The 12405-nt window shown below is 38.2% G+C and carries 10 protein-coding genes; 2 read left to right on the top strand and 8 right to left on the bottom strand.

All coding sequences use genetic code 11. The annotated features are described in order from the left end of the window. The first annotated feature begins 168 nt into the window (after nt 1–168). Nucleotides 169–513 (top strand): YciI family protein, encoded by a 345-nt coding sequence (locus PSF86_RS06215; RefSeq protein ID WP_277899191.1) that lies wholly within the window; start codon nt 169–171, stop codon nt 511–513. A 50-nt stretch (nt 514–563) separates the two neighbouring features. Further along, nucleotides 564–1766, top strand: coding sequence for an RNA polymerase sigma factor (locus PSF86_RS06210; RefSeq protein ID WP_277899606.1), 1203 nt, complete (start codon nt 564–566; stop codon nt 1764–1766). Nucleotides 1767–1782: 16 nt separating this feature from the next. Here PSF86_RS06210 and PSF86_RS06205 read toward each other — a convergent pair whose 3' ends face one another. The 8 genes from PSF86_RS06205 to PSF86_RS06170 form a co-directional block, all read right to left on the bottom strand. After that, complete coding sequence (locus PSF86_RS06205) at nt 1783–2394, bottom strand: DapH/DapD/GlmU-related protein (RefSeq protein WP_277899190.1); 612 nt, start codon at nt 2392–2394, stop codon at nt 1783–1785. A 2-nt stretch (nt 2395–2396) separates the two neighbouring features. Further along, nucleotides 2397–2855 (bottom strand): universal stress protein, encoded by a 459-nt coding sequence (locus tag PSF86_RS06200; RefSeq protein WP_277899189.1) that lies wholly within the window; start codon nt 2853–2855, stop codon nt 2397–2399. A gap of 237 nt (nt 2856–3092) precedes the next feature. Next, nucleotides 3093–4742, bottom strand: coding sequence for a solute:sodium symporter family transporter (locus PSF86_RS06195; protein ID WP_277899188.1), 1650 nt, complete (start codon nt 4740–4742; stop codon nt 3093–3095). Between the two features lie 195 nt (nt 4743–4937). Beyond that, entirely contained in the window at nt 4938–6776 is a 1839-nt protein-coding gene (locus PSF86_RS06190) for a CocE/NonD family hydrolase (RefSeq protein WP_277899187.1), read from the bottom strand. Nucleotides 6777–6954: 178 nt separating this feature from the next. Then, nucleotides 6955–7371, bottom strand: a complete 417-nt coding sequence (locus PSF86_RS06185; RefSeq protein WP_277899186.1) for a DUF6157 family protein — start codon at nt 7369–7371, stop codon at nt 6955–6957. Nucleotide 7372: 1 nt separating this feature from the next. Then, the gene (locus tag PSF86_RS06180; protein WP_277899185.1) at nt 7373–7951 is read right to left on the bottom strand and encodes a TMEM175 family protein; all 579 of its coding nucleotides are present in this window, start codon (nt 7949–7951) and stop codon (nt 7373–7375) included. Between the two features lie 70 nt (nt 7952–8021). Further along, nucleotides 8022–10001 (bottom strand): PorP/SprF family type IX secretion system membrane protein, encoded by a 1980-nt coding sequence (locus PSF86_RS06175; protein WP_277899184.1) that lies wholly within the window; start codon nt 9999–10001, stop codon nt 8022–8024. A 34-nt stretch (nt 10002–10035) separates the two neighbouring features. Continuing rightward, the gene (locus PSF86_RS06170; RefSeq protein ID WP_277899183.1) at nt 10036–12186 is read right to left on the bottom strand and encodes a T9SS type B sorting domain-containing protein; all 2151 of its coding nucleotides are present in this window, start codon (nt 12184–12186) and stop codon (nt 10036–10038) included. Between the last annotated feature and the right edge of the window lie 219 nt (nt 12187–12405).

Genomic DNA, 12405 nt, shown 5'->3' with positions numbered 1-12405 from the left:
CTTATTAGGAAATCTAAACTAATTTTATAGTATAAGTAAACCCTTTCGGGCAAAGTTTGACTCCGACTTATGAACTATTAAAGAGCAAAAAAAAGCATCGAAGAAGAAATAATTGTCCCCAGATTGAAATGCCAATCGTTATATAAGTGAATATTAAAAATATATAAAATGAAAGAATTTGTATTGATTTTCAGGTTGAAGGATATAGCCGACTTTAAACCTTCGCCGGAGCAAATGCAGGAACGGATGAATTGGTTGGGGAGTATAGCCGCACAAAACAAGTTGGTAGACAAGGGCAATACACTGCTTCCAGCCCCCGGAAGTGCAAAAACCGTTAAAGCAAATAATGTGGTAACCGACGGACCCTATACAGAAATTAAAGAATTTATTAGTGGTTATATTATCGTGAAAGCCGAAAATATTGATGCCGCGGTGGAAATGGCCAAAGCCAATCCTATTTTCGACCAAGTTGGTGGGAATATTGAAGTCCGTGAAGTCCTAAAACGGGATTAAGATTGAAAAAAACGCAACAATACAATCAACTTTTACCGCATCTGTTCCGAATGGAATATGCAAAAATGACGGCTGTTTTATGCCGTCATTTTGGTTTAAAGCATCTTGAAGTTGCCGAAGACATTGCCAGCGATACTTTTTTAAAGGCATCTGAGCATTGGGCAATTAACGGGATACCCAAAAATCCTACGGCATGGCTCTATACCGTTGCAAAGAACAAAGCCAGGGATTACTTTAAACACCGGGCTGTTTTTGAAACAAAAATTAAAGACAATCTCAAGCCGGGCGACCCCGAACCTTTTAACAAATTTGAGTTTGGCGATCAGATGATTTCCGATAGCCAACTGGCCATGATATTTGCCGTTTGTAACCCGGACAATTCCAAAGAAAGTCAAATTTGCTTGGCACTTCAAATTCTTTGCGGTTTTAGCCTAGAAGAAATTGGCAATGCTTTTTTAACTAAAAAAGAAACCATAAAAAAGCGGTTGCTAAGGGCACGAAAAAACCTTCGAAATAACGATTTTCAAATCCAGACATTAAGCAAAACTGCTATTAAATCTAGGTTGAACACGGTTTTAAAAACGCTATATTTACTTTTTAACGAAGGGTATTTTTCTAAAACCAATAATAAACCCATAAGGAAAGAGCTTTGTTCGGAAGCTATCAGGTTAACTTTGTTATTAACCGATAATGCATTGACCAATACCCCCGAAACAAACGCCCTGTTGTCTTTAATGTGTTTTCAAAGCTCCCGACTGGAAGCTAGGATCAATGATAAAGGGGAATCTATTTTGTTCGAAGAACAGAATAGGGAATTATGGGACAAAGCGCTTATTGAAAGGGGAAATTATTATTTGATAAATGCAACGAATAGTAATGAAACTTCCAAATATCATTTAGAAGCAGGTATTGCCTATTGGCATACCACACCAGCAGTTGAAAATAAGTGGAAACATATTTTAAACCTATACAACCAATTAGTTCTTATTGATTATTCGCCCATAACGGCACTAAATAGGACTTTTGCATTTGCCAAAGTATACGGACATGAAAAGGCTATTACAGAAGCCAAAAGTTTATCGTTGATCCATAGTAATTATTACCATGAACTGTTGGGTTTTTTATATGCAGAAAAAAATGTGGACAAAGCAATTGTTCATTATAATCGAGCCATAGACCTTACAAAATCTAAGGTGGAAAAACAGACATTGACGAAAGAAATAAAGCGATTGAAAAAGAGCAAAGGGCAGTAAACAAAATCCAAAAAGGTTAATGGTAATTTACCTGTTCAATAAGTTCCAACCGTTTAACAATGGATTTTTTTTGCAGCATAGTACCGGGCGACAAAACAGCATTGGCCCCTATCCTACTTCCATCGCCCACCAAAGCTCCGAATTTCTTCACATGTGTTTTAATAATATTACCCCCAATTAAAACCCATATTTTTTTGTTTTCCCGTTCGTTATAATGATTGGCGGCTATGGAGCCTGCTTCAAAATTTACGTCATGACCAATAATACTATTGCCGATATAATTAAAATGGGCAACAGCCGAATTGTTTAATATAAAACTGCTTTTTATTTCGCAACCGGCCCCTATTTTAACATTGTTACCAATAAAAACACCCTCTCTTAAATAGGCATTGGCACCAATAAAGCTATTTGAACCAATAATGCACGGAGGTTTTATAACCGCACCTGCTTCAACAATAGCAGTATTATGCACGGCATTTCCCTGTTCAATAACATAATCATTCTCAAGGAACAATTGTTTTTCTTTTAATATGTTTACAATGTTGTTGGTAAACTCCCATGGATATTGGTGTGGGTTCGACAAAAAAGGGAAATCAGCAATAAAAGTGGCCCATAATTGTTTATCCATGCTTAGTCTTTTTTAATAGGGACCATGTACACGGGAATTTCGGTGTGTTCCAGTACAGACGATGCCACGGTACCAATTAATAGCTTCTCGAACGTGCTATGACTGTGCGTTCCCATAACAATTAATGAAGCGCCCCATTCTTTGGCATAATTAAGAATTTCATCGGCGGTATCGCCTTCTGAAATATGCGAGGTTACTGTATTATCGTTAAGGTGCTTTTGTGCCGTGTCTAAAAAGTCTTTTGCTACCTTCTTCATTTCATCCTGAAACTTTGGGTCGAATGTAACGTTCATGGCATCATAGCCCATAAATGAAGGATACTGAATTCCGTAATATTGCAAATTACTGATTACATGCAATAAACAAACTTGGGCATTAAGCGTTTTGGCTAATTCATAACCCTTTTCAACCACTTTTTCGGTCGTCGGGTTATAATCTATTGCAATTAATACTTTTTTCATGATCTGTATTGGTTTATCATCAATGTACCATAACGGCATCTATTACCAATAAAGATAGTTAAATTGCGGCAAAATAGTTTTGTATCATCCGTTAAGATTTTCAAAATAAAACATACAATAACCACGGTAGCACCTTCCGATACATCGAAATCATTTTAACATAAATTTGAAAAATAAGTTTAAATTATATTGGCCGCCATATAATTGTTTTATGTTACGGCCAATATAATTCTCCATTTATGAGAAATAAGCGTAGATGGCAATAACCAAAGCACATATTGCCAATCCTACCGGAACCAAAAATTTGTATGGTTCTATATTTACCTTTTGTGTGTATTCTAGTTCAAAATCTGTTTTTCTTGGCGCTATTTTACCAATAATCAACATTATAATGATGTTTGCAACAAATAAAATTGCCATAACGTGTAAATAATGCGGGTAAGCCAATGTGCCTATTTCGGCCAGTTTATCAGGATCGGTAATGCCCGATGCCTTTGCGGCTTCCACGGCGTTGTTGGTCATCATTGGCTTTACAATAAACTGGCTAATAATATACAATAAACTTCCGGAGACAATACCGACCTTGGCGGCCAAGGCAGGCACTCTTTTGGTTAAATACCCCACAACAATAATGGTCAAGATCGGGATACTATAACATCCGTTTACTTCCTGCAAATAACCAAAAAGCCCTTGAGGTGCATTGGCTATAAGCGGAGCAATTAACATGGAAAGGATAGCTAGGACAATTCCAAAATACTTTCCGTTTTTAATAATGGCGAGCTCCGATGCGTCTTTATTTATGTATTCCTTGTAAAAATCTATACTGAAAAGTGTTACCGAACTATTTAGGGCACTATTGAACGAACTTAAAATGGCACCAAATAGAACGGCTGCGAAAAACCCTAACAATGCTTTGGGCAAAACGGCACTTACCAATAAAGGATACGCGCGGTCTGGCGTTTCCAGCTCTGGGCCGAACATTTGAAAAGCAATTATTCCCGGCAATACCACAATAAGTGGCCCCAGAATTTTTATAAAAGCAGCCAATAAGAGTCCTTTTTGCCCTTCTTTAAGATTTTTGGCTGCCAATGCACGTTGTATAATGGCCTGATTGGTTCCCCAATAAAACAATTGAACCAGCATCATCCCTGTAAAAATGGTACTAAAAGGCACCGAATTTGTTGGTCCCCCCATGGATTTGAATTTTTCGGGAGCCTCGGTCATTAAAGTAGAAATCCCTTCGGTAATAGACCCATCGCCAATCATCAACAATCCAAAAACAGGAATCATCAAACCGCCTATTAACAATCCTATTGCGTTTACGGTATCAGACACGGCAACGGCCTTTAAACCTCCAAAAATTGCATAAATAGAGCCTATAATACCAATTCCCCATACGCATATCCATATGGAAGTTGTATGCGATACCCCTAAAAGTTCGGGAATTTTAAACATATCTGAAATTGCAATGGAACCCGAATACAACACAATGGGCAGTAATATAATTACGTACCCCAATAAAAACAATGCCGAGGCAATGGTTTTTGTGGACTTGTCGTATCTAGTCTCCAAAAACTGGGGAACTGTTGTAAGTCCGCCCTTTAAATAGCGGGGCAATAAAAATATGGCCGTAACCACCATTGCCAGTGCAGCCAATGTTTCCCATGCCATTACCGAAAGTCCTTCGGTATATGCCTGACCATTAAGTCCTACAATTTGTTCGGTAGATAAGTTTGTTAAAAGTAAAGAACCGGCTACTACCCCGGCGGTAAGACTTCTCCCTCCAAGGAAGTAACCATCGGAGGTATTTTCATCTGTTTTTCGTGTTGCAATATAGGCTATTACGGCTACCAAAAGCGTAAATCCTACAAAGGAAAGTATTGCCATGCCAAATGTTTTTAGTTTAAGTTAGATTGCGAATATAAAATATTTCGGGAAACTTATTTGAGATTTTGACAATTAAAAAGCACTGTTTTTGCTCAAAATGGCAACGTTTTGTTGCATTATTGACAATGAGCTCAGTCCATAAAAAAAGGAACTGAAAAAATTCAGCTCCTTTTTTAAGTCTTAATCCATTTATAATCAATCCAAAACCTTAAACTCTATTTTAGACGAATTATACACACGGTGTGTTTGCTTTTTAAAGTCTTCTTTTTTCGCTTTAAAGATATTGTCTACATAAGTTTGCGGATTCAAATCGATTAACGGGAACCAAGTGCTTTGTATCTGCACCTGCATTTTGTGTCCCTTTTTAAAGGTATGATACACATCTTGCAAGGTAATATTTACCGGAGTTACTTCGTTTGGAACAAAAGGTTCGGGATTTTCAAAACTGTTTCTAAAACGGCCGCGCATTACTTCGCTGCGCACCATCATATGGTAATTGCTCATTTTTAAATAGTCTTGTGTTTCTTCAAAATCTTCTGCATCGGGTGGAAATACATCTATAATTTTCACCACCCAATCGGCGGCAGTTCCCGTTGTGGACACTTGTAATTTTGCCAAAATATCGCCCACTACCGTCATGTCTTCCTCCAAAACAGGCGTTTCAAATACCAACACGTCTGGTCTACGCGCTGCAAAACGCTGGTCGTCGGTCATATATTTTCTTGGCGTAAAAACCATTTTAATATCTTCGCTGTAAGGAACCGGCTTTTTGGGGTCGCTTATAAATTCTTCATAAGAATATTGCATGGTCATTATTTCACCCAACGTTTGGTTCTGACCCATGCTGAACGATTTATCTGCTGTATTTTCCGGTGGCCAAACATCATATTTCTTCCATTCATTTAATCCTGTATCATACACATAGGCTTCAGGTAAACCAGACTCCCCTTTTCCGTTGTCTTTTAAGAAATGATTAAAAAATTTGGTTTCGATGTCATCTTGAAAAAATTCAGAAATATTATCCCCAAAATACACGTTTCCAATAGCCTGGCGCCCTTTTTTTCTTGCCCAGTCCCCATGGCTCCATGGGCCCATTACAATAGTGTTGTAATTATTGCTAGTCTTTTCTATGGTTTTATAAGTTGAAAGCGGTCCGTACAAATCTTCGGCATCAAACCAGCCACCAACAACCATGGTTGCAGGTTTTATATTTTTTAAATGTTGAATAATGCCGCGCGATTTCCAGAACTCATCATAATTAGGATGGTCTTTTAACTGTTGCCAAAAAATATTGTCTTCTTTGTAATACTTGTCCAAGTTGGTCAACGGTCCCGCATCTAGAAAAAACTGATACTGGTCTTGTGTGTTCAGCTCAGGAAAAGCGTACCAAGATTCTTTGGCAGGTTTGTCTTTCATATACCCAAAAACGGCCGTTGCACGCCAATAACTCAGTAGATAAGCCCCGTTATGGTGGAAATCGTCAAAAAAGAAATCGCCAATGCACGCCTGTGGGGAAACTGCTTTTAAATTGGGGTGGTCGCTTAAAAGTGCGTATGTTGAGTAAAAACCGGGGTACGAAATCCCCCAGACCCCAACATTCCCATTATTGTTGTCTACATTTTTTACCAACCAATCTATGGTATCGTATGTATCGGAAGCTTCATCTACTTCCTTTTTTTTCTTGTTTGGGATATAGGCCCGCATATTGTCGTAAACCCCTTCGCTGTTCCATCTCCCCCTAACATCTTGATAAACAATTACATTGCCTTCTTTCATCATTGTTTCGTTCGGCCCTATTTTGGAACGGAACTGGTCTTCGCCATATGGCTGGCAACTATACGGTGTACGCTGCATTAAAATCGGGTATTTTACAGAAGTGTCTTTAGGACTGTAAATGGTGGTATGCAGCTTTATGCCGTCCCGCATGGTTATTAATACCTCCTGTTTGTTGTAATGGTCTTTTACATTGTACTCCGTTTGTGCTTTTAAGCAACTGAACGAAGCCAATAGAAATACGAGCAGAATTTTCTTCATATGAATTAGGTTATAAATTAGCAGATAGATTATAGAAACTCAAATTTATCATTCTCTACCGTGAAAAGCCAATTATTTGTGTAGAAACTGTTCCTTTTTTATGTATGAATGAATTTTAGTAGTTGACGGCACCTCTCTTTTCTTGGTAAATCAATCATACCCTCACCAGCAATTGGCGTTAAGCTTTTTTAGAGCGCATGGCCTTGGTTTTGGTTACCGATGCATCTTCGATAAAATTGGCATATTCTTTTGTGCCGATTCCATAGATGGCGATTTTTCCGTTATTGTCGGAATGTATTCCCCAACCATATCTTTTTGTTAATGGGGAAGCCCGGAAACAAGGTTGTCCTTTTGAAAAAAACTTAAGGCGCTCTTTTTCCCATTTATCCTTCGGAATTGCATTTCTTGTAGCGTAGACAAAAAACAGAACATCGTCTGAAGTATATTCATATGGATGATCGTACAATACGTCAAATTGATAATTGGCCACGGATTTTTTCCCTTCTCTTCTCGGGGGGACTTCTGCCATTTCGAGCGGACAATCATCGGCCACTGCTATAAATGTATTTTTGCTATTTGTGGTATGCAACTTCATGTCAACCTTCCTTTAAGGTTTTTTCTATCCTTTTATCTGGAATGACCCAAAATAAAGCAACCAAAGAGTACATAACAATCCCAATAACAGGCTCGATAAAAGAAAAAGCAATCCCCAATGCATATAACAGTAAAGACCCTACTAATTTTTTATCATTTTTATACACATTGCCTACTTTAGAGTTTTTCCCTTCCAACTTTATGGCATTGTGCACAAGTAACTTAAAGCCCAATGCGGCCATAAACAGTACAATACCATATAAAACCGTTGGGTTGGTCTCAAAATGATTCTCTCCCATCCATCCAGTTACAAAAGGAAAAAGCGATAACCAGAACAGCAAATTGAGGTTAGACCACAAAACCCTACCATTTACCTTGGTAACCGCATGCATTAAATGATGGTGGTTGTTCCAATAAATACCAACATATACAAAACTCATTATATAGGTAAGAAACACAGGCAATACTGAAAACAATGCGCTAAAAGTTGCGCCTTCGGGTACTTTCATCTCCAAAACCATAATGGTAATAATAATGGCCAGCACGCCATCGCTAAATGCTTCTAGTCGGTTGGTATTCATATAAATAATTTATAAAATAATAAGACTTCAACCCAAAGATAGCATTTTAGACTTAGTTTTGCACCATGGTTTACTTAACCCAAAGCACCCATTTATCGGCAAAATATGTATTGTTTACATTATTCCGCTGCAAACTTTTAATGGTTATATAACGGTCTGCCTTATATAAATACACATAATAATAGTTGTTCTCCGGATTGATAAAGAATTTCGGTTCGAAGCCCTTACTTCTTAAATCGTCTACAAAATCGTTAAAATAATGTTCTTGGGAGAACACATTCACAACAAGGTAAAACCCTTTTTCAATGCCCGGTGCACTTGCAATGGTTTTATAGCTTGTATCGGTACCAAAGACTTCGGTAGTTACTGCCGTACTGTCTATATTTTTACTGTCTAAAGTGCTGGCAATGGAATCGCTTTGCCGCAGAAACTCCTGATATTGGGCTTCAATCTGCTCGGCCTCGGTAAGCGTTTGCTTTTCGGCATTATCAGTCTTTACTGTTGCTGTTTTTTCACCAGTATTATTCAATGTTTCATTAAACTGGGCCTGTGCATCCTTGGCATAATCTTCATCGTCTACTTTATAGTCTTTGACTGTTTCGGCTGTTTCAGGCGGAATGTTTTTATTTTCTTCATCATTGTTTGTTTGCTTGCCTGCATTATTGGCCACGGCCACTGCCGAAGTTGTTACTGCTGCTTTTTCGGTCGCATTATTTTTTGGCACCTGCACACTTTTGTTTTCTTCTTTTGCACCGTACAATGCATAGTTGTTTGAGGCATCTTCAACCTTTACTCCGTCCTGTTGAGCATTGGCATCAGTTTGTTTGCCGGCAACTTCTTCTTTGGTTGTATTGTTGTTGGCAATTTCCTTTGTTTCTCCATCTTCTTCATCTTCTCCATCGGTTTTACCTTTACTTTCACCTCCATAAACAGCATATTTTTCGGTAGCATCTTTGGTTTCTACTTGAGTTTCGGCAACAACTGCGGTTTCCGGTAGTTTATCATTAACCATATTATTGGCGTCCTCGGCACGTTTTCGTTTTATTTCTTCTGAAGAAATATAGTCTTCTTCATTTACGTTTTTAGATGTTACGGCTTTTCCACCCTCCGGGGCTGGATTTTTACGCATTTTTCTCGGTCCCAGTTCTATGGTGGCTATGGCTTCGTAAGTACTTCCGAAGGCATTATTGGTTTGGCTTGTGCCCGCTTCGTAATTAATGCCAATGCTTATACCGTCTCCTATTTTAACGCCAATACCCCCCATAATTCCAAAAGTGCTGTTGTAACCGGCCTGGAACCAGCCTGTGTACGGAAGGTCTATCAAGGAATTAAAACCATATTGAAAATCGTCGTTAGGCAAGGTCTTTCCATAAACCAATGTACGCCATTTGGCATCTTCCAGAAGACCTACACTTTGATCGAACGATTTTGTATATGCCAATTGGCCCGAAAATATTTTATCGGAAAAATCGGTTAAAGTATTAGAATCGTTAAAATTATAATCGAAAAGGTTTTCGGCATAAACGCCAATATCAAAATTGCTTACGGAAAGATTTACACCCGGCATTACCAATAAAAGAAAATCATCTTGATTATCCAGGATAGCCGGATCGGGCTCTGGCGTATTGATCGCGTTTTTGTTAAGTCCCCTTCTAAAAAGGGTCGAGTTCATACCCACAGTCAATTGTACGTTATCCGTAAACTGTACGCCATAAGCATAATTCAGGATAAGTCCCGAATCTGTAAGCAGTCCTAAATTTTGTTGGTACAAACCTAGACCAGCACCAGAATGCTCCCCGACCTTTCCGGAATAACTAATAAGGTATGTTTGCGGGGAATTTTCAACTCCGGTCCACTGTATCCTACTCCAAAAACTTACAGCTTTAGTGTCGTTACGCACATAACTATAGGTCGGGTTTACCAAAAACTTATCGTATTTGGTTAAGTTATGCTGTCTCCAATCGACGATAGTGCTCTTGTTTTCAACCTGGGAAAATAGCACATATGATGCCAATAGCATACCAATAGTAAGCAGGTAATTTTTAGTCATAAAAAACTAAACTATTTGGGGTTAAATAATAGTTTCAGTTTACTAAGGTAATGGAACCTTTTTTAATATTCTTCCCTTTTTTGTTAATAAAGTAGTAGAAAACAGGGGTTTCCGTGCTCATATTGGTAGAAGAATCTGGCCAATTATTTGTGTAATTATTTGTTTTTAAGATAGTTGACCCATACGAATCGCATATAATTACCTCTGTATCGGGGTCGTTGATAAATTTTTGCGGAAGCGTCCATTTATCATTAATGGAATCGTTGTTCGGACTTACAACATTCGAGATTTGAACCACATTGTTGGAAGTTACTTCGATATTTTTTTCAATCTTGCAACTACCCACTTGGGCTATGAGCGTATACGTGCCTTCTTCCTGAATATTAAAGGTAGTATTTGTACTAAGTATGTTCCCTTCGCTGTCCAACCATTCGTAACTCTCTCCGCCCGTTGCATTGGCCTGGATAATCCTATCGGGAGAAATGGTAATCTGTTCTCCGGGGTATATGGTTATTAAATCTTCCGTGTTCTTTTTTAAATCTACTTTTTCGGTAGAAATGGCACAGCCACCATAACTTACTTCAGCATAATAAGTCCCTTCATTTTCGGTAGAGAAACTATTTTGCAATCCAGAAGCCACCAGCGTCCCGTTTTTAAACCATTTGTACGTAGCTCCTTCCAACGGAGTGGCCAATAGCCTTCCTTGATTGCTTATGCAAGACATTGGTTTGTCTATGGTCAAAGCTATGTCGGGCAATCCAAGAACCATTTCTTTGCTGTTGGACATAAAAGTTTCGCCCTTGTAGGTTATCTGCAATTGGTATTTACCATTTTTCTTATAGTCCAACGCAATTGATGCACCGGTTTGCTGTGTAGTTTCATCATCTTTAAGCCATACCATATTAAAATTGTGCAAGAAATCGTTATCAATGGTTATTTCGTCTCCGTTTGATAATGTTCCCCTCAAACTCGTAAGTTTTAAAGATGCTTTGGTAGTCTGGCATGCTTTATAAGAAGCATCGGTTCTTATTTGGGCAGTAAAAGACAGGGGCTCGTATACTTTAAAGGTTTCCGATTTTACATCGTCATCGCAATCGTTCCCAGAAGAAACCTCGGCATAATATTCCCCTTGTTGGGACACGGTAAGACTGGAAGAATTAATGCCATCTTTCATTAATTGTCCGTCTTTATACCAATTTATAGATGCAATATTGTTGTTGGTGCCAATGGATAACGTTGCTTTGTTGTTCCCGATAATAACAGCGTTTAATGGCGATATTATTTCTACAATGGTATTTTTATTTTGGAGCAAGCTCACCTCGCTAGAAGAAGAAGTACATCCGCCATCGTTGGTCACCTCCAAACGATATACCCCAAAACCTTCACCGTCTTTGTTTATCTCCAATGTAGGGGCATATTCGGGCAGGTTTCCTATTTTTTCATTGTTTTTGTACCAAGCATAGATATAGTTTTCGTTATCTACGGAAGCCTCAAGGGTAACCGGCGAGTTGGCACACGTTTGTATGTTTTCGCCTCCTAAAATAGACACCTCAAAATTTTCGCCCTTGGTAACAATCACCAAGTTGGAATAAAGCGTTCCGGTACAGTTGCCATAATAAGGCTCTGCATAATATTCGCCGGGCTCGGTAACATTCAATTTATTTTCGGTAGTAACTTTTAAAATCTCACCATTTTTATACCACACATATTCATCGGCTACGTCTTTGTCTAGATTAATGGTAGCCCCCGAAGTACTGCACAGGCTTACGTCCTGGAAGTTGTTAAGCACAAGTTCTTCGTTGGGCACAAAAAAAGCATCAAAGGCTGCGGTGGCCTCCCCTATCATGGTCGGCGAAGATGCCCTGAGGCGCATTTTGTAATTCTCGCCATAAACGGTTTCTGGCAACGAAAACGATTCGGTAAATTCAAACGAATAGTTTTGACCTTCCACGGTTTTTAAAACCTTGGCATTGTTGAAACTTCCATTTTTATCAGATAATTCAATGAAAAAAACATTGTCTGCATTAAAAGGTTTTTCATTAAAAGCAAAGGTAGCTTCAAAGTCATTAAAACCATCGTTAACACAAGCATATTCAAACTGAAGTTGAGGAGCAGAAATTTTTTGGCCATAACTGTTATAAGCTAACAGTAAACAAAAAACAGCGTAAGTAGTAATTTTTTTCATAGTGCTCGATTTTAAAATATTGGGCGATTCTTAAAACCTATTCTATGCAAAATTCAAAATGTAAAAAACTCTATTTTGGTTCATTTTGCATATATCAAATATATTAAATAAAAAATAATACTCGTTTAAAAACCTATTTTTTCGATGAAACGCATAGTTATTTTTTAGTTTCATAAAATGAGATGAATTATAAAAACATAAAAGAAACCTTATAAACTC

The sequence above is a fragment of the Galbibacter pacificus genome (assembly GCF_029603165.1).
GTDB classification, from domain to species: Bacteria; Bacteroidota; Bacteroidia; order Flavobacteriales; family Flavobacteriaceae; genus Galbibacter; species Galbibacter pacificus.
Note: the sequence above shows the minus strand (reverse complement) of the source record. Positions and strands in the feature narration are given on the sequence as shown.